General features: G+C 42.3%; 17 protein-coding genes and 1 pseudogene. 3 read left to right on the forward strand and 15 right to left on the reverse strand.

The annotated features are described in order from the left end of the window. Positions 1–154 precede the first annotated feature (154 nt). The 6 genes and pseudogenes from lysS to hslO all read right to left on the reverse strand — a co-directional run bounded on the left by lysS (position 155) and on the right by hslO (position 5,351). Positions 155–1,649: pseudogene (gene lysS / locus G4D76_RS07135) on the reverse strand (lysine--tRNA ligase). Between the two features lie 44 nt (positions 1,650–1,693). Then, a complete protein-coding gene (gene folK, locus G4D76_RS07140; protein WP_035785988.1) occupies positions 1,694–2,170 on the reverse strand; it encodes a 2-amino-4-hydroxy-6-hydroxymethyldihydropteridine diphosphokinase in 477 nt (158 codons plus the stop codon). Beyond that, the gene (gene folB, locus G4D76_RS07145; protein ID WP_026860112.1) at positions 2,161–2,535 is read right to left on the reverse strand and encodes a dihydroneopterin aldolase; all 375 of its coding nucleotides are present in this window, start codon (positions 2,533–2,535) and stop codon (positions 2,161–2,163) included. Before folB ends, folK begins: the two co-directional genes overlap by 10 nt. Then, positions 2,528–3,325: a dihydropteroate synthase gene (folP, locus tag G4D76_RS07150; RefSeq protein ID WP_213810941.1), complete on the reverse strand. Its 798-nt coding sequence runs from the start codon at positions 3,323–3,325 to the stop codon at positions 2,528–2,530. Before folP ends, folB begins: the two co-directional genes overlap by 8 nt. Before the next feature lie 147 nt (positions 3,326–3,472). Then, positions 3,473–4,408 carry a cysteine synthase A gene (cysK, locus tag G4D76_RS07155; protein WP_213810942.1) on the reverse strand — a complete coding sequence of 312 codons (936 nt, stop codon included), beginning with the start codon at positions 4,406–4,408 and terminating at the stop codon, positions 3,473–3,475. Positions 4,409–4,478: 70 nt separating this feature from the next. Next, positions 4,479–5,351: an Hsp33 family molecular chaperone HslO gene (hslO, locus tag G4D76_RS07160; protein WP_213810943.1), complete on the reverse strand. Its 873-nt coding sequence runs from the start codon at positions 5,349–5,351 to the stop codon at positions 4,479–4,481. Positions 5,352–5,490: 139 nt separating this feature from the next. Here hslO and G4D76_RS07165 point away from each other — a divergent pair, with 139 nt between their 5' ends. Genes G4D76_RS07165 through G4D76_RS07175 form a run of 3 tightly spaced genes read left to right on the forward strand, consistent with a single transcriptional unit; the run spans position 5,491 to position 7,557 of the window. Beyond that, complete coding sequence (locus tag G4D76_RS07165; protein WP_213810944.1) at positions 5,491–5,913, forward strand: Mur ligase family protein; 423 nt, start codon at positions 5,491–5,493, stop codon at positions 5,911–5,913. Next, positions 5,855–6,889: a MurT ligase domain-containing protein gene (locus G4D76_RS07170; protein ID WP_213810945.1), complete on the forward strand. Its 1,035-nt coding sequence runs from the start codon at positions 5,855–5,857 to the stop codon at positions 6,887–6,889. Before G4D76_RS07165 ends, G4D76_RS07170 begins: the two co-directional genes overlap by 59 nt. After that, positions 6,886–7,557 (forward strand): type 1 glutamine amidotransferase, encoded by a 672-nt coding sequence (locus G4D76_RS07175; RefSeq protein ID WP_115883861.1) that lies wholly within the window; start codon positions 6,886–6,888, stop codon positions 7,555–7,557. The genes G4D76_RS07170 and G4D76_RS07175 overlap by 4 nt, the downstream gene beginning before the upstream one ends. Positions 7,558–7,585: 28 nt before the next feature. Here G4D76_RS07175 and ftsH read toward each other — a convergent pair whose 3' ends face one another. The 9 genes from ftsH to pth form a co-directional block, all read right to left on the reverse strand. Continuing rightward, the gene (gene ftsH / locus G4D76_RS07180) at positions 7,586–9,670 is read right to left on the reverse strand and encodes an ATP-dependent zinc metalloprotease FtsH (protein WP_213809528.1); all 2,085 of its coding nucleotides are present in this window, start codon (positions 9,668–9,670) and stop codon (positions 7,586–7,588) included. Positions 9,671–9,742: 72 nt separating this feature from the next. Then, positions 9,743–10,285: a hypoxanthine phosphoribosyltransferase gene (hpt, locus tag G4D76_RS07185; protein WP_371814665.1), complete on the reverse strand. Its 543-nt coding sequence runs from the start codon at positions 10,283–10,285 to the stop codon at positions 9,743–9,745. Next, a complete protein-coding gene (tilS, locus tag G4D76_RS07190; protein ID WP_213809529.1) occupies positions 10,269–11,525 on the reverse strand; it encodes a tRNA lysidine(34) synthetase TilS in 1,257 nt (418 codons plus the stop codon). The genes hpt and tilS overlap by 17 nt, the downstream gene beginning before the upstream one ends. Positions 11,526–11,596: 71 nt before the next feature. Further along, positions 11,597–11,977, reverse strand: a complete 381-nt coding sequence (locus G4D76_RS07195; protein ID WP_026860106.1) for a S1 domain-containing RNA-binding protein — start codon at positions 11,975–11,977, stop codon at positions 11,597–11,599. Between the two features lie 81 nt (positions 11,978–12,058). Continuing rightward, the gene (locus tag G4D76_RS07200; protein ID WP_250129833.1) at positions 12,059–12,448 is read right to left on the reverse strand and encodes an FtsB family cell division protein; all 390 of its coding nucleotides are present in this window, start codon (positions 12,446–12,448) and stop codon (positions 12,059–12,061) included. 77 nt (positions 12,449–12,525) lie between these two features. Beyond that, positions 12,526–12,798: an RNA-binding S4 domain-containing protein gene (locus G4D76_RS07205; protein WP_026860104.1), complete on the reverse strand. Its 273-nt coding sequence runs from the start codon at positions 12,796–12,798 to the stop codon at positions 12,526–12,528. Further along, positions 12,785–13,963, reverse strand: a complete 1,179-nt coding sequence (locus G4D76_RS07210) for a MazG nucleotide pyrophosphohydrolase domain-containing protein (RefSeq protein ID WP_213809530.1) — start codon at positions 13,961–13,963, stop codon at positions 12,785–12,787. Before G4D76_RS07210 ends, G4D76_RS07205 begins: the two co-directional genes overlap by 14 nt. Beyond that, positions 13,960–17,430 carry a transcription-repair coupling factor gene (gene mfd / locus G4D76_RS07215; protein WP_026860102.1) on the reverse strand — a complete coding sequence of 1,157 codons (3,471 nt, stop codon included), beginning with the start codon at positions 17,428–17,430 and terminating at the stop codon, positions 13,960–13,962. The genes G4D76_RS07210 and mfd overlap by 4 nt, the downstream gene beginning before the upstream one ends. Next, positions 17,423–17,995 carry an aminoacyl-tRNA hydrolase gene (gene pth, locus G4D76_RS07220; protein WP_213809531.1) on the reverse strand — a complete coding sequence of 191 codons (573 nt, stop codon included), beginning with the start codon at positions 17,993–17,995 and terminating at the stop codon, positions 17,423–17,425. The genes mfd and pth overlap by 8 nt, the downstream gene beginning before the upstream one ends. Positions 17,996–18,034 lie beyond the last annotated feature (39 nt).

The raw sequence follows: 18,034 nt of genomic DNA on the forward strand, positions 1-18,034 counted from the left end.
ATCGGTTTTATTTCAAATAATTTACTTAAACACAAAAATAGCAAAACTGGCTCACCTTTAGCCAAAACCTCATTACTTTTTCCTTTTTATGTAAGCTTTCACCATACAAAAAAACACCGCTCTCCCCTAAAGGATTACGGTGTTTCCATATATATTATCTTTCACGCATTGATGGGAATAATAATACGTCTCTGATTGATGCTGAATCCGTCAATAGCATTACCAGGCGGTCAATACCAATGCCGAGTCCGCCTGTTGGCGGCAGGCCGTATTCCATTGCTTCAAGATAGTCTTCATCCATATCGTGTGTTCGTTCGTCGTTACCTGCACACGTTCTGCGACCTGTGATTCAAAGCGTTCTCTCTGATCGATCGGGTCGTTAAGCTCTGTAAATGCGTTCGCGTGTTCGCGGCGTACGATAAACAGCTCGAAACGGTCTGTGAAGCGCGGGTCTTCATCGTTTTTCTTAGCCAGCGGCGAAATTTCTACCGGGTGGCCGTAAACGAATGTCGGCTGTACTAATTCTTCTTCGACTTTCTGCTCGGAAAAATTCGTTCAGAATATGGCCGTAAAGCATGTTGTCATTAATTTCTACGTTATGTTCTTTCGCTGCAGCTCTCGCTTCTTCAACTGTTGTAATATCGTAGAAGTTTACGCCGGTATATTCATTGACGATATCCACCATGTGCACGCGTTTCCACTCAGGCGTTAAGTAAGTCAATTTCTTCACCATTGTACGTCACTTTCATCGTGCCGTTTACTTTCTCAGCAATATAAGCAACCATTTCTTCAGTCAGTTTCATAATGTCTTTGTAGTCAGCGTATGCTTCGTATAATTCCATCATCGTAAATTCAGGGTTGTGGCGTGTAGAAACACCTTCGTTTCTAAATACGCGACCGATTTCATACACTTTTTCAATACCGCCGATAACGAGGCGTTTCAAGTGTAATTCTAAAGCGATACGCATGAATAAGTCTCTGTCCAGTGCGTTATGGTGAGTGATGAACGGACGTGCCTGAGCACCGCCTGCGATTGAATGCATCATCGGTGTTTCCACTTCCAGGAAACCGATTCTGTCCAGGTAGTTACGCATTTCCTGAATGATTCTGCTGCGTTTGATAAACGTCTCTCTCGATTCTTTACTTGTAATCAGATCGAGATAACGTTTACGGTAGCGTTCTTCAACGTCTTTTAAGCCGTGATATTTATCCGGCAGCGGACGAAGTGCTTTCGTCAGCAGCGTAAATTCAGTCGGCTTAACAGACAGTCTCCCGTGTTTGTTTTAAACATCGGACCTTTAATTCCAACGAAATCTCCTAGATCTGCCTGGTTCCAAACTTCAAATGCTTCATCGCCGATTTGGTCTTTTCTAACGTAAATCTGAATCTGGCCTGTAATATCCTGGATGTGTGCAAAACCGGCTTTACCTTTACCACGTTTAGTCATAATACGGCCGGCAATTGCTGTTACCGATTCATTTTCTTTTTCTTCAAGCTCTTCTTTTGAAAACTCATCCCAGTCGGCGAGCAGTTTCTTCTGTATATGCCAGACGTTCGAATCTTTTACCAAACGGATCCATCCCCTGGTCTCTTAGGTGCTGCATTTTCTCGCGGCGGACAGCTAATTGGTCATTAAGTTCTTCACTCACTATACTCCACTCCTATATATGTTGTAATAATATGTTTATTAAAGTCACTCTGCTGACTGACTTTTATCTAACTTCTCTTTAATTTTTTCCACTGTCATGTGCAGTGACGGGTGTTCTCTTTTCGGTGCAATTTCATTCAGCGGATCGATAACGAATGAACGCAGGTGCATCTCCGGATGCGGTACTTTTAAGTCTGTTAACTGCAGCTCCAGATCTTCGTACAGCAGCACATCGATATCGATGCTTCTCGGACCCCACACTTCAGTTCTGACACGTCCGAGCTCATGTTCAACACCGAGGACTGTCTCAAGTAAATCGAGTGGAGTTAGATTCGTATCCACTTCTATTGCCATGTTCATAAAGTCAGGCTGATCTGTTTTACCATAGGGTTTTGTTTCATACTGCGATGAAATTTTCGTCACTTCTATACCCGGTACTTCGGATAATTTAGCAATTGCATTTTTTAAGCTGACTTCTCTGTCTCCGATATTGCTCCCGAGTCCGAGATAAGCTATTGCCATGATGTTTCCCGCTTTCCGTGCAGCGTGATTGCCACGCTGTCATAATTTCCATCTATTGGTGGATTAGGTTTAGTAATAGTTGTTTCTACCTCTATTATTTTATCATACCGGTCAAATAATTCCGCATTGATTTTCCCCGCCAGACGTTCAATTAAACTTACCGGCTCGCCTTTAACAATCTCTGCCACCAGATTATAAACTTCACCGTAATGTACAGTTTCCGACAGATCATCGGTTTTTGATGCGTTCGTTAAATCAAGGTGCAGCACAAGATCGGTAATAAAATACTGACCGAGTACACGCTCTTCCTGAATCGCACCGTGATAAGCGTACGTTTTTATTCCGTTAATATGAATTTTATCCATTAATATCACCTTTTAGTTTCATATAGACATCTGCTGCCTGACGGTTCATTTTCACATTGTGAACTCTGACCGCTTTAACGCCTGCTTCAATTCCAATAATTGTCGTTGCAAGCGTGCCTGCATCACGGTCGTCAGCATCAGTTTCTCCGCCGATCAGTTCTTTGACCATGCGCTTTCTGCTCGTTGCGAGGAGTACCGGGTAGCCTTCAGCTGTAAGTTGCTCAAGGTTTCGCATCACTTCTATTTCTTCTTCTCTCGATTTAACAAAACCGATACCCGGATCCAGCCAGATATTTTCTTTTTTAACACCGTGTTTTAACGCGAGGGCAGCTGACTCTTTCAGCTCTCTGATCATATCTTCTGTGACGTTTTCATAAGTGCTGTGGTCATTATTGTGCATTAAGAAAATCGGTGCATCAAATTCCGCAACTACATCCAGTATTTTTTCATCAAAAATACCGCGCCACTGATCATTAATCATCGTCGCACCCGCTTCCAGTACCGCACGCGCAACTTCACTTCTGAACGTATCGACTGAAATATCCACGGTTACGCCGGCTTCTATTATCGCTTTTACGACGGGTACCGTACGTTCGATTTCCGTCTCAGCTGTGATTTCAGTATATCCTCCGGGACGCGTTGAATAGCCTCCGACATCAATAATATCTACACCCTCTTCGACCATTCTAAGCGCACGCTTTACAGCTGCCTCGACCGAGTTGTATTTACCGCCGTCGCTGAATGAATCCGGCGTGGTGTTTAAAATGCCCATCACTTTCAGTCTTTCCATTAAAATCTACCTCTGCTTTTACATAAATTGAATAGTCATATTATAACATGTTTAAAGATGAATACTCCCCCAAATATTTCCGTTTTGAAATAATCAAAACGCCAAAAAACTCCGTCTGCATCACAGACGGAGTTTTCTCTATTTTAATTAGTCTTCAAAGTTAAATAATGGTGTTGATAAATATCTTTCACCGTTTGAAGGAAGTATAACAACGACATTTTTGCCTTTGCCGAGATCTTTTGCAACTTGAAGACCTGCTTTAACTGCAGCGCCTGAAGAAATACCACCGAGGATACCTTCTTGTTTCGCCAGTTCTCTTGCAGTGTCCATTGATTCTTCATTTTCAATTGTAATGATTTCATCATAAATATCAGTGTTCAGTGTTTTAGGAACAAACCCTGCACCGATACCCTGGATTTTATGCGGACCAGGTTCTTTCCCGCTTAAAATCGCTGAATCCGTCGGTTCAACCGCAACAACTCTCACATTATCAAAGTTTTCTTTTAACACTTTACCAGCACCGCTGATTGTTCCACCTGTGCCGATACCTGAGACGAATGCATCGATTGTAAAGCCTGCTGAATTCGCCTGTTCAACTAATTCTTTACCAGTTGTTTTAGCGTGAATTTCAGGGTTTGCAGGATTCTCAAATTGCTGAGGCATAAAGTATTTATCTTTCTCAGCAAGTTCCGCTGCTTTTTTAATTGCACCTTTCATTCCGTCTGCACCTGGAGTCAGAACAAGTTCTGCACCATATGCACGCAGTAAGTTGCGGCGCTCTTTACTCATCGTATCAGGCATTACTAAAATTGCTTTATAACCTTTTGAAGCTGCTACCATAGCAAGGCCAATGCCTGTGTTACCACTTGTCGGTTCCACAATTGTCGTACCGGCTGTTAATTCGCCTGATGCTTCCCCTGCTTCAATCATTGCCAATGCAATACGGTCTTTAACCGAGCTTCCCGGGTTCATAAATTCTAACTTTACATAAACGTCCGCGCTGTTCTCTTCAGTTAACTGGTTTAATTTTACTAATGGCGTGTTGCCGATTGCTTCTGAAATGTTGTTGAATACGTTGCTCACAATTAAACACTCCTATTCCTAGTTAATAACTATGAATAATATACCATTAAAATGCCGCTTTTTCAAATATTTAGTGTGTAATAAGTTCCTGTAATTCTTCTTTCGTAATCCACTCTTTGTTGCGGCAGAAATGACAATCCGCTTCCGCGCCGCCATCTTCTTTAATCATCGACATAATATCTTGTGGATCTAATGCACTGATTGCATTGATAAAACGTTCTTTTGAACAGCTGCATTCGAAGCTGACCGGCATGTTATCAAGTGATCTCCAGTTTTCTGCACCAATTGCTTCATCGATAACCTGTTCAGGCGATAAACCTTCCGCAAGCAGTTTAGATACCGGTGTCATTGTTTTCGCACGCTCATTCAGCCATTCAATTGTTTCATCGCTTGCTGACGGCAATACCTGAATAACGAATCCGCCTGCAGCCTGTATTGTATTATCAGGATTTACTAAAACACCAAGCGCTACGATTGAAGGTACCTGCTCACTCGCATAGAAGTAGTAAGAAAAATCTTCTCCAAGCTCTCCTGAAATTAATTCAACAGAACCGACAAAGTTATCTTTTAAGCCGATATCTTTCGCTACACGTAGAGATCCGTCTGTACCGACAGCGCGTTTCACATCAAGTTTACCGTGGTCGTTTAAGTCAAAGTGTACTTCGGGATTGCCGAGGTATCCTCTGACGTGTCCATGCGCGTCACTGTCGACAACGATCGCACCAACCGGTCCGCCGCCTTCGATTGTAATTGTCGCTTTGTCATCACCTTTAAGCATCGCACCCATAATCACACCTGCAGACATCGAGCGTCCAAGTGCAGCAGATGCTGTCGGGTAGGCACCATGGCGGCGCACTGCTTCATTTATAGTTTCTGTCGTATCAACAGCAAATATACGCACTTCATCATTGAGACCTAAACCTCTAATTAAATAATCACTCATTTTTCATTCCTCCATACGGAAATTACATACAGTTTTATAATAAACTATAGTTTACTATCATGCATCTTAAATCAAACGTCAAAATTAATCAAACCGATTGCTCAAAATTTACTAAATTGCATATATAGTTGTGGTATCATTGCTTGTAAAGTTTTACAATTTCATATTGAGGAGTTTATTCTATGAATTTAAAAACGAAAATTGCGCGTCTTGCCGGACGCTCTTCCAATATTTACTGCACCGCTTTACAACTGGCGGTTCGAGCTTACCAGGCAAACTCGCTTTAGCCATAGATCCTAACATTTTAACTTCGTTATCCAAAGACTACAGAACGATAATCATTACCGGAACAAATGGTAAAACGGTGACGACGGGTTTAACCGTCAATATACTTAAACAGCACTACAACCACGTTTTAACTAATCCTACAGGCGCTAATATGCAACAGGGTATCGTCTCAACATTTCTCAGTGATAATAAAGATACCGGCAGCGAGGAAAAGTTTGCAGTTCTGGAAGTCGATGAAGCATCTGTTAAACATATCACTAAATATATCTCCTGAAATAATTTTAGTCACGAATATTTTTCGCGATCAGATGGACCGTTACGGTGAAATATACACAACTTATAATTTAATTTTAGAAGGCGTGAAAAAGTCTCCCGACACCATTTTAATGATGAACGGCGATGCCCCTATTTTTTCTACTCCGGATGTTCCTAACGAAAGACGCTATTTCGGCTTTCAGAATAACGATAAAAAAACAGATATTCTAGCTCACTATAATACAGACGGCATCATCTGTCCCCAATGCGAAAACATCCTGCATTATCATATGATTACTTATTCGAACCTCGGTGACTTTTTCTGCCCGCACTGCGGCTTCAGCCGTCCGGCTTTATCGTATACATTAACCTCTATCGATGAGCTGACTACCGAATCTTCGTTATTTACTATCGACGGTGAACAATATAACTTACAGGTCGCCGGACAATACAATATATACAATGCACTCGCAGCATTTTCAATCGCGCAATATTTAGATGTTCCATCTAAACTTATAAAAACAGGTGTCCACAGTGCAAAACGTATCTTCGGCCGACAGGAATCTCTATATATTAACGGAAATGATGTACGAATTAACCTTATTAAAAATCCAGTCGGGTTTAACCAGATTATTGAATTGATTAAGCTTGAAACAGAACCGTATATACTCATTACCATACTTAATGACCGTCATGCAGATGGTCAGGATATCAGCTGGATATGGGACGGAAATTTCGAAGATATCGCAGCCGACACTTTAAACCGGGGCGCTTATGTTAGCGGTATTCGCATGCAGGATTTACAAACCCGGATGAAAGTCGCCGGATTTAATGAAGAACAATTATTCAGCATTAAAGAACCTCGAGATGTACTCAGTCTTATTCGTAATTCACCAGCTAAAAAAGTATATGTGTTAGCAACATATACCGGCATGCTCGACTTGCGAAAAGAGATGGTTGAACAAGGTATTCTAAAGGAGAGAATGAATATATGACACTGGAAATATGCCACTTGTACGGGAACTTAATGAATACATATGGAGATAACGGCAATCTTTTAATGCTGCAATATGCAGCTAAATCACAAAATGTCAAAGTCAACACTACACTGGTATCTCTGGGAGATGATTTTAACGCTGATAAATATGATATTGTGTTCTTTGGCGGCGGACAAGATTATGAACAATCTCTCGTATCGAAAGATATTCAAACAAAAAAGAATGAACTGCTGAAATATATTGAAAATGACGGTGTCGTTATTGGCATATGTGGTGGTTATCAACTGCTAGGTCATTATTATATTAACGCCAGCGGTCAATATTTAAATGGTATAGGCGCAATCGACTTCTACTCGGACAGTAAATCCTCGACAAGACTCATCGGTGATATTACAACTTATAATCAACGTTTCGATATTACTTTGTACGGTTATGAAAATCATGCCGGAAGAACTTATTTAGGTAAATCTGTCACTCCACTAGGAGAAATCAAAGAAGGTTATGGTAATAATGGAGAAGATAAAACCGAAGGATGTATGTATAAAAATACGTTCTGTTCCTACTTCCACGGCCCCATACTCGTACGCAATCAAGCACTGACAAAAGTAATTATTGATCTTGCCCTTGCTAATATGAACCGCCGCCAAAAATATATTAACGCATAAAAAAAGCTGCCCGGAGGCAGCTCTTTTTTTATCTGTTTGGTTCATCGTCTTTTCTGTCCGCTGAAGGATTTTCTTCCGGTTTTGGCGGTTCCACCATTTCCGGACGTTCTTCAGGCTGTTCTTCCTGACTGTTTTGTTCATCAGCATCTTCACTGTCCATCTTGTCTTTAACCTCATCATAAGATGCACCGACTTTATCGTCATCCTGTGAATCATTTTCGACAGCAATTGCTTCATCTTCCACCGGTTCATTCTCGAAATTACGTTCCGGTAATTTACCGTGGTAGAACAATCCTTCAATCTGACCTCTGTCGAGTGTTTCAATGTCAAGCAGTGTTTCAGCTATTAATTTCAGCTGTTCCTGATGTTCAGTCAGAATCTGACGGCAGCGCTCATATTGTGTCTTCACAATATTTTGCATTTCCTGGTCAATTTCGTAAGCGATGCTGTCTGAGTAGTTCGAGTCATTCGACATCTCTTTACCTAGGAATACCTGGCCGTTTGATTCACCGAATTGAATCGGCCCGAGTCTGTCACTCATACCGTATTCAGTGACCATGCTGCGTGCAATGCCTGTCGTTCTCTGGAAGTCATTATGTGCACCTGTAGAAACTTCACCAAATGTAATTTCTTCAGAAACACGTCCTCCGAGAAGACCGACAATTTTATCTTCCAGCTCAGGCTTAGTCATGAAGTAACGGTCTTCTTTCGGAAGCATTACTGCATAACCGCCGGCCTGGCCGCGCGGTACGATTGTAACTTTGTGCACTGTCTCTGCATCATCCAGCACCATACCGATAACAGTATGTCCCGCTTCGTGATAAGCGACGATATTACGTTCTTTCTTACTCATGACACGGCTCTTCTTAGCCGGTCCTGCGATAACACGGTCTGATGCTTCATCAACATCACGCATATCAATTTTCTTCTTGCCTTCACGGGCAGCAACAAGTGCCGCTTCGTTTAAGAGGTTCTCAAGGTCTGCACCTGAGAATCCAGGCGTACGCTGTGCAACTGCTGCAAGATCGACTGTATCATCTAAAGGCTTGTTGCGGGCATGTACTTTAAGTACCGCTTCACGTCCTTTAACATCCGGACGGCCAACTTGAATCTGTCTGTCAAAACGTCCCGGACGCAGGAGAGCAGGGTCAAGAATGTCAGGACGGTTAGTCGCTGCAATCATAATAACGCCTTCGTTTGCTGCGAATCCATCCATTTCAACAAGCAGCTGGTTAAGTGTCTGCTCACGCTCATCATGACCGCCGCCGACACCTGCACCACGCTGACGCCCTACAGCGTCAATCTCATCGATAAAGATAATACATGGCGCATTTTTCTTCGCATTTTCAAACAGGTCACGTACACGTGACGCACCGACACCGACGAACATTTCGACGAAGTCCGAACCACTGATTGAGAAGAACGGTACACCAGCTTCACCTGCAACCGCACGTGCGATAAGAGTTTTACCTGTACCCGGCGGACCGACTAACAGTACCCCTTTAGGAATACGAGCACCAATTCTGTCGAATCTGCGCGGATCTTTTAAGAAGTCTACAACTTCTACAAGTTCTGCTTTTTCTTCATCGGCACCGGCGACATCATCAAATTTTACATTTGATTTGTCTTTTTCATGAAGCTTCGCTTTACTCTTGCCGAAGTTCATCATTTTACCGCCGCCGCCTCCGCCGCCCTGAGCACGGCTCATAAGGAAGATAAAGAGGAAGAATATAAGTAATAATGGAACGAAAGTCACTAGCATACTTGCCCATGGACTTGGTTCTTCTTCTGGTGCAACCGTTAATGACAGACCTTCCTGACTGCGGGCTGTATCCGTAATCTGGTCTAAATCAGATGCACTATTGTATGGAACTACAGAAGTAAATGACTCCTGTTCGTCCTGGTCAGCTAAGCGACCTGTAATTAAATAAACGTTATTCTCTGGCTGAATCGTTAATTCAGCAACTTCTCCGGCCTCAAGCGCGTTTAAGAATTCATTATACTGCAATTCTTCTTCTGTAGCGCCAGTGCCATTAAAGCGTTGGAAAATACCAAACATAACAACTGTTAGAATGGCTATAAGTAATATGTTACGGCCAGTATTTTTCGGCATCCGTAATCCTCCATTTCTAATGCATTACAAAAAATAGTAACAAAAATTCCCTGTAACTTCCACTCATATGATTTAACTGTAAAATTCAGGTTTTAATAATCCGATATACGGCAGATTGCGGTATTGCTGATCGAAATCAAGTCCGTAGCCGACGACAAAGCCGTCAGGAATTTTAGTTCCGATGTATTTTACTTCCACATCAAGTTTTCTTTCAGGTACCGGTTTGTCGAGCAGCGTTACAATTTCAATCGATGCTGCTTTGCGGTACGTTAAAAATTCAATGATAGAGTTTAAAGTCGTGCCTGTTTCTACGATGTCTTCGACGATAATTATATGTCTGCCTTCTACAGATGTAGATAGATCTTTCAGGATTTTTACTTCTCCCGTCGATTTAGTGCCGACGTAGCTCGAAACATCCATAAAATCAATTTCCATATGTGTATCGATATGTTTAATTAAATCTGCCATGAACATAATAGAACCTTTCAGGAGTCCTACCAGCACCGGCTTTTTACCTTCGTAGTCGTTCGTAATACGTTCGCCGAGATTTTTGTTAATTGTTTCTATATCTTCAACCGATAACACAATCTCGCTTATATCATTTTGAATTGTCATCATTAAACTCCTTTGTAATTCTTAATAGTCTGTTTTCAGATGGTTCAATTATATTATAAATTGTGCCAACTGCAATAATAATACCGTGTGAATTTACCGCAACCGGCATTTTCAGCCGTTCAGCCGCCGGAATTTTTTTATCGATAAACAGTCGGCTGATTTTTTTCGTGCCGACGTTGTCAATATGAACTTTGTCACCCGCTGACTTCATACGCAGTGTCAGCGGCAGTTCAGACTCCGGCAAGTTAACAGTAATATGATAGTCATTATAAATAAACTCGCCGTTATGCTCAATAGATAAACGGGATTTCACCAGCTCTTCTTTTGCTGTTTTTGTATAAAAACAGTCGTATTCAATATGCACAGCGGCATGTCCTGCATCAAATACAGTCTGAGCAACCGTTCCCCGAAGGACGGCGTCGAGCGAGTCCAGTGCCTGACGGCTGATCCGCACCCCTCGTTTGTTCAGCATTACCGTCAGAATATACCTTCTGATTATTGCGCTGTGTTTCATATATTCGCGTCTAGACAGCTTGCTGTTCTTTCCCTCGATAAATTCTTCAGCGTAATTATAAGCAAAATCACTGAGTTCATTCATATCTTCCCTGACATAATCCAGCTGTCCTATATCCAGTGCAGCTGATTGTTTTATCTTGGGAATAATATGATGTCTCACATAGTTCCTCGTATAATCATCACCCGAGTTGCTCGCATCTTCAAAGTACGTGATGTTATGCAATGCCTGGTATGACTGAATATCCGCTTTAGTCACTTTCGTAAACGGACGGACAATCGTATAGGCTCCTTTGTCCCGCATTGCGGGAATCCCTAAATTCCCGTACAGGTGACGTCCGGTCAAGAGCTGCTGCAGCACAGTTTCATATTGGTCATCCCGATGATGCCCCATCAGTAAAAAGCTGATTTTTGAATCTTCCAGCACACTGCGGAAAAATTCGTAGCGTTTTACTCTGCCCGCGTCCTGCGAAAAGCCTTCTGTGAAATTCAGCACCGCCGTTTCACAGCAGACACCGTCTTCTTGAGTCATGTTTTTTATATATACCGCTTCTTCTTTTGATGCTTCTCTGACATTGTGATTGACGTGAATGACCATCAATTCATTATATGTATGTTTGTATTCATTGGTCAGGAGGTGATACAGCACCATAGAATCTATGCCGCCCGACAGCGCCAGTGCGATATCGTCATCCACGTCCCACGCAGTATCGATCTTCAGTTCCATCGTTCACCGCCTCCTTATTCCAAATAAATAATAAAAAGGCTAGAGCGAATTGCTCCGGCCTCTTAATTTGATTATTTACGACCGCCGCCGCCGCGACGTGATTCAGTTTGTCTTTTAATTGTAGACATTCTTTCTTCACTGTCTTTCAGAAAACCTGTTAATTTCTTTTCAAAGTCTTCCGGAGATGGTGTTTTCACACGTGGTTTCGGTTTTGGTTTATCCTGCGCTTTTTTAATCGATAAGCTTATCTTATTATCGTCACCGATCGTTAGCACCTTGACTTCGATTTCATCTCCGACTTTTAAATGTTCGTTGATGTCTTCTACGTACTTATCTGCTACTTCACTAATATGAACTAATCCTGTTTTGCCGCCTGGCAATTGAACAAATGCACCAAATGGTTTGATTCCTGTTACTTTGCCGATTACTTTACTGCCCGCTTCAACTGACATATCTTATTATTATCCTCCCAAAATCATTATACAATTCTATATTACCATTAAATAAAAGAATAATCATTATATAAGCAATGATTATTCTTCCCCCTGCTGCTGTTCTTTTTCCTCTTGATCAGGAAGATTAAAGATCAATTCTCCTTCTTCCGATAAAAAGAATTCACTGCGTGCGATGCGCAGAATGTAATTATCATCGTTAAGCTGTCTGATCTGCTGTGCCAGATCGGAGTGCTGTTTATTTTTATCTTCAAGCACTTCAGTGGTTGCCAGTACTTCGTTATGCAGTTCTTCATTTGCCTGTTTCTGATTGAATGCCACGAGCAGAAGTACAATGGCGACCCCGAGAAGGATACTTCCAAAGAACATCGTACGGCGGCGTGACACACGTGATTCACTCGCTAACTGCTTCTTTTCGCTATCGCGTTTTTTCGTATAGTTATTCAGGAGCCGGACTACCTTGTTGCTCACATTGTCACATCCAATCTTTTAGTCTCGTATTCACTATCTATTATATACAAGATACAGGAAAAATAGGTGACAATCTATTAAAAATCTGATTCTTTTTCAATTTTCTCTTCATTTAGAACTTTGTACATACGTTCCGCTTCTTCTTTTTTCGCTTTTTCATTTAATTCCAGTATTTCGTACGTCATAATACTGCGTCCGAAACGAATTTTAAGCGTATCGCCGGCAGCAAGTGCAGTACTTGCTTTAGCTGCGCGGCCATTCACTTCAATTCGGCCCTCGTCGCTGATTTCTTTCGCGAGCGTGCGGCGTTTAATAATTCTTGATACTTTTAAAAATTTATCGAGTCTCATGAATATCATCCTCTGTAATAATTTCATGCAGCGGTTTCTCATGATGAATTGTTTCCTTCATCCACTTCAATACCGATACCGCATATTCTTTTTCATGCTTAACTTTTGGTTTCTTGCCTTCTGCTGCTTTAGCTTTCGCCCAGACTTCATTCAGCTCATCCATATTGTTCACTGTAGCGTTGCCGAAAACATGCGGGTGACGATGCACTACTTTCTTATTCAGCGAACTGAGCACGTCATAAAAATCAAAGTAACCGTCTTTTTTGCCGATTGCTGCATGCAGTGCAACCTGGAGCAGGATATCCCCGAGCTCTTCTACCAGTCCGTCACCATCCTGCTTTTCAATCGCTTCGATTACTTCGTATGATTCTTCCAGAAGGTAGCGTTCCAGCGATTCATGAGTCTGTGTATTATCCCATGGACAGCCGTCTTCGCCGACAAGTGTATCGAATACATTGATCATATGTCCGATTGTTTTGTTCTCATACATTTCCCCGGATACTTTTGGCACAAACATGCACAGGAGATTCGAATCCGGTACATGGAAGTCTATCTCGGCAATTGTACTTTCGATAATGTTTTCATCGGCACTCCCTGCTTTATCGACTAAATAGACCAGCGCATCATAATCATAGTACTCCAGCAGCGTTACTTTTACTTCGCTGACAGACAGCTGATCGTAGACTTGCGTAATCAGCGTATGTTTACGGTAATCGAGATCCCGCATATCGAGCGCTGTGCCGTCCAGCAGCTGGAAATTTTCATTCACTGGTATTTTAAGTGCCGTAATCACATCGTCGATAAAACTCTGGCCCCCGGCAATTTCAACATTCACTTCGCCTCTGTCCGCCGCTTCAAGAAGACGCTCTGTCGTCGTCTCATAGACCATCGGGTGACCCGGGACAGCGTAGAGTACATCTTCCGTTCTGGCAGCTGTCAGCAATGCTGTTGTAATCTCTTCATACGTATCCTGAAACGTATCTTCGCGCTCGTAGTACGAATCAAAGCTCGTAATTTCCACGCCTTCATCCTGCAGCATTGCAACTGCCGGATGATCCATCGTGCGCACGAATAATTTCTTCGTATTTTTAAGCTCTTTATAAATGCCAAGCGGCATTTTATCTGTATCCGATGTGCCGAGTCCGATAATTCTTACAGTATTCATCTGACTGCCTCCATTCTGCTGTCTTGTATTGCACTCATAATACTAACGAGTTCTTTAATGTTTTTAGAGCGGATTGTTAAATGAATTTCCCCATCTTTAACTGAAATCTTCAGTATTCTGCTGTAATCCTGTGTATCCTGGAATAATTTCTCGCCGCTGATTTCTTCCGTTGCCGATTTAGATACGTTCAGATAATAATGACGTGCATCCTCAGACACTTTGTATATGCCGTACATCAGTGCGTACACTTTTACTTTAACCAGTTCGATTAAATTCACCACTTCTTCAGGGTATTCACCGAAACGGTCGATCAGTTCATCTTCAATATCCTGAATATCTTCAAGCGAATTCGCTTTTCTTAAACGTTTGTAAATATCGATTTTCGACTGTTCATGCGTAATGTACGTCGCCGGAATATAGGCATCTGCTTCAATATTAATTGGAATACTGACCGGTTCTTCCACTTTTTCAATACCCTGTTTTTCCTGCACTGCGCTTTCCAGCATGTCGCTGTACATTTCATAACCAACCGAGTCGATAAACCCGGACTGGTTTTTACCGAGCAAGTTGCCCGCCCCGCGGATATTAAGGTCGCGCATAGCGATTTTAAAGCCGCTGCCGAGCTCCGTATATTCTTTAATTGCTTCAAGACGCTTTTCCGCTACTTCCGTCAGCACTTTATTCGGCTGGTGGAAAAGATATGCATAACTGATTCTGTTGCTTCGTCCGACACGGCCGCGAAGCTGATAGAGCTGGCTTAAACCGAAGCGGTCGGCATCTTCTATTATAAGCGTATTAGCATTTGGCACATCCACACCGGTTTCAATAATCGTCGTAGTTACGAGCACATCGAATTCGCCGTTAACAAAAGCGAGCATCGTCTCCTCAATTTGCTTTTCAGTCATCTTCGCGTGCATGACACCGACCGATGCATCCGGGACAAGCATTTCAACGTGTGCCTGCTTGTTATAAATCGTATCGACTCTGTTGTGCAGGTAAAACACCTGTCCGTTTCTGGAGAGCTCGCGCTCAATTGCTTCCTTAACAAAGTTGCCGTTAAATTCGAGCACGTACGTCTGTACCGGGAAGCGGTTTTCAGGCGGTGTTTCTATAACCGATAAATCCCGAACTCCTGTCAGACTCATATGAAGTGTTCTAGGAATCGGTGTTGCTGTTAAAGTCAGCACATCAACGTTATTTTTTATCTGTTTAATCGCTTCTTTATGCTTTACTCCGAAACGCTGTTCTTCATCGACGATTAACAGTCCCAGATCTTTATATTCAATCGATTTGCCGAGTATTTTATGTGTCCCGACAACGATATCGATGCGGCCTTCTTTTAAGCCTTCCGCTGTTTCACGGTTTTCTTTTGCTGTTCTAAAACGCGACATCATCGCAACATTGACCGGATAATCTTCAATCCGTTCAATTAAACTTTCGAAATGCTGCGCTGCAAGAATCGTCGTCGGCACGAGAAAGGCGACCTGTTTGCCGTCCTGCACTGCTTTAAACGCTGCACGGATGGCAACTTCGGTTTTACCGTAGCCGACGTCGCCGCATAAGAGACGATCCATCGGTTTCGTATCTTCCATGTCTTTCTTAATTTCATTTACGCTCGCAAGCTGATCCGGTGTCGGTTCGTACGGGAAGCGCGCTTCAAATGCATCCTGCATTTCCGTGTCCGGACTGAACTGGAAGCCTTTGGCCTGTGCACGTTCCTGATACAGCCGTATTAATTCTTCCGCGATATCATTAACATTCGATTCCACTTTAGCTTTGGTTTTCTTCCATTCAACACCGCCGAGTTTGTGCATTTTAGGCGAACCGTCGTCACTTGCAACATATTTCTGCACGAGGTTCATCTGGTCAACGGGAATATAAAGCTGGTCTGTACCTTTGTACTGCAGCTTCATATAATCGCTGTGAATACCGCCGACCTGCAGCGTTTCTATTCCTAAATATCTGCCGACACCATGATGCACATGGACGATATAATCTCCGACGTTCAGTTCCTGATAAGATTTAATCTTTTCAGCGTTGGAAATTTTCTGTTTGCGCTTTTTACGTTTTTGAACTTTATTGTACAGCTCTTTCGATGTTAAAATCGCAGCGCTCATATACGGCAGAATAAACCCTGTCGCCATGCTGCCGATTGTCAGAACAATTCCTGAGTTTTTCGGAATATCTTTAATAAAACTTGGAATTTTTAAATCTTCAAGCAGCTGTTTTGTCTTATTGAGTTCATCCTCATCACGGAGAATAATATTGACCAGATAGTCATTTTCCAGCATACCGTTTAAATTCGATGCGAGAATATCATACTGGCCGTAATAGATTTCCGTCGGTTTTACAGAAATCTTAATCATTTCACCAATTGAAACGGGCATGCTTTTCATGAATAAATTGAAGTACGTTACACCTTTAATATTTAACAGGCGCTCGTACTGGCCTTCCAGATAATTGGCAGCACCCGTAAACATCTGGCCTGCTTCAAGCACAGAGCCGAAATAGTTATGCACTGCTTCAAATTCAGCATCATATGATGATTTTACCGCACCGACATCATCGACAAAAACCCGGTGCCGGGCCGTTAAATAATCGAGCAGTGATTTGTCGTGACCTTCCAAGAGATGCGCAAACTGCACGAGATGGTTTACCAGCTGATCCGGATGCGTAACGACATCATAATATTCTTCGAGTGCATCTTTCGTCACACCTTCAAGTCCCGCTGAAGTCTTTTCGTATAATTCATCGATTTTATCGAGCAGCTCTTCGCGCTCGCTTGCCTCGACAATATATTCTGCATACGGTTCAAGTGTAATGCTGTCGATATTATTCAGTGAGCGCTGTGTTTCAGGATCGATTAACCGGAGCGAATCGATTTCATCATCAAAAAGTTCGAGACGAAGAAATGCATCGTGCATATATATATCAAAGATATCACCGCGCACTGCAAATTCTCCGAAATTCTGCGCCTGGTTCATACGTTTATAACCCAGGCTGACAAGGAATTCTATCAGTTCATCATAATTCACCGTACCGCCGAGATTCAGTGTTCTTTCGTAGGACAGCAGCTTCTCTTTCGGCATTAAAGGTTTTAAAAGGCCGTGTACAGGCACGATAAAGAGCCCTGGTTTCTCATGAGCAAGTGCATATAATGCAATCATTCTTGCTTTCATAAAATCAGGGCTTTGCTTTGATAAACTTTCAATCATAATGTCGCCGACCGGGAATGTATATACATTATCCATCACGTCCATCATGCTGTTCGCCAGTTTTTCCATATGATGATTGTTTTCAACGAAAACGACATGCGGTTCTGCCGAAAGCTCTGTCAGCTCTTTCAGCAGTACCGGTTTAAAGTCATCATTCACACCTGTGACGAGCAGGTTTTTATCACTCTTATAATTGACAATACTTTTGACACGTTCATCATTTAATATTCTATCACTTATTTTTTTATGCATTGACATCACCATTGTATTCATTCATCACGTCTAGGAACGGCCCGGAGACAAAGCTCTGACATGCTTTACTCGACACATCTAGCACCTTATCCAATGTTTTTGAATCCTCTTCAGGGAATCTGCCGAGCACATAATTTGTTACCGGCATACCTGCAGGCGGGCGTTCAATACCAAGACGGATACGATTATATTTTTCACTGCCGAAATGCTGCGTGAGCGATTTAATGCCGTTATGTCCGCCGCCGCTTCCTTTTTGGCGCAGACGAATTCGTCCAAGCGGTAAATCGAGATCATCATAAATAACCACGATATCTTCAAGTTCAATATTGTAATAATCAACGAGCGGACGCACCCCTTCACCAGATAAGTTCATAAATGTCTGCGGTTTAACCAGCATGATTTTTTCGCCATTTAAAAGACCTGTGCCATACATACATTTAAATTTACTTTTATCAAGTTCAATATGCGTGTCGCTGCTCAATCTGTCTATCGCCATAAAACCAATGTTATGACGCGTCTGATCATATTTAGGGCCCGGGTTTCCAAGTCCGATAAAACACTTCATTTCATCACCTCATAAACGTTAAAAAAGGCGATGGAAAAT

The organism is Jeotgalicoccus sp. WY2, from assembly GCF_018437745.1.
Taxonomy (GTDB): domain Bacteria; phylum Bacillota; class Bacilli; order Staphylococcales; family Salinicoccaceae; genus Jeotgalicoccus; species Jeotgalicoccus psychrophilus.

What these genes read in the sequence shown, in the direction of transcription:
- G4D76_RS07195 (WP_026860106.1), bottom strand. Translation starts at nt 11,977, where the DNA reads ATGTCAGTTGAAGCGGGCAGTAAAGTAATCGGCAAAGTAACAGGAATC.
- pth (WP_213809531.1), bottom strand. Translation starts at nt 17,995, where the DNA reads ATGAAGTGTTTTATCGGACTTGGAAACCCGGGCCCTAAATATGATCAG.
- hpt (WP_371814665.1), bottom strand. Translation starts at nt 10,285, where the DNA reads ATGACAATTCAAAATGATATAAGCGAGATTGTGTTATCGGTTGAAGAT.
- folB (WP_026860112.1), bottom strand. Translation starts at nt 2,535, where the DNA reads ATGGATAAAATTCATATTAACGGAATAAAAACGTACGCTTATCACGGT.
- G4D76_RS07205 (WP_026860104.1), bottom strand. Translation starts at nt 12,798, where the DNA reads ATGAGACTCGATAAATTTTTAAAAGTATCAAGAATTATTAAACGCCGC.
- tilS (WP_213809529.1), bottom strand. Translation starts at nt 11,525, where the DNA reads ATGGAACTGAAGATCGATACTGCGTGGGACGTGGATGACGATATCGCA.
- ftsH (WP_213809528.1), bottom strand. Translation starts at nt 9,670, where the DNA reads ATGCCGAAAAATACTGGCCGTAACATATTACTTATAGCCATTCTAACA.
- folP (WP_213810941.1), bottom strand. Translation starts at nt 3,325, where the DNA reads ATGGAAAGACTGAAAGTGATGGGCATTTTAAACACCACGCCGGATTCA.
- G4D76_RS07175 (WP_115883861.1), top strand. Translation starts at nt 6,886, where the DNA reads ATGACACTGGAAATATGCCACTTGTACGGGAACTTAATGAATACATAT.
- G4D76_RS07210 (WP_213809530.1), bottom strand. Translation starts at nt 13,963, where the DNA reads ATGAATACTGTAAGAATTATCGGACTCGGCACATCGGATACAGATAAA.
- folK (WP_035785988.1), bottom strand. Translation starts at nt 2,170, where the DNA reads ATGGCAATAGCTTATCTCGGACTCGGGAGCAATATCGGAGACAGAGAA.
- hslO (WP_213810943.1), bottom strand. Translation starts at nt 5,351, where the DNA reads ATGAGTGATTATTTAATTAGAGGTTTAGGTCTCAATGATGAAGTGCGT.
- mfd (WP_026860102.1), bottom strand. Translation starts at nt 17,430, where the DNA reads ATGCATAAAAAAATAAGTGATAGAATATTAAATGATGAACGTGTCAAA.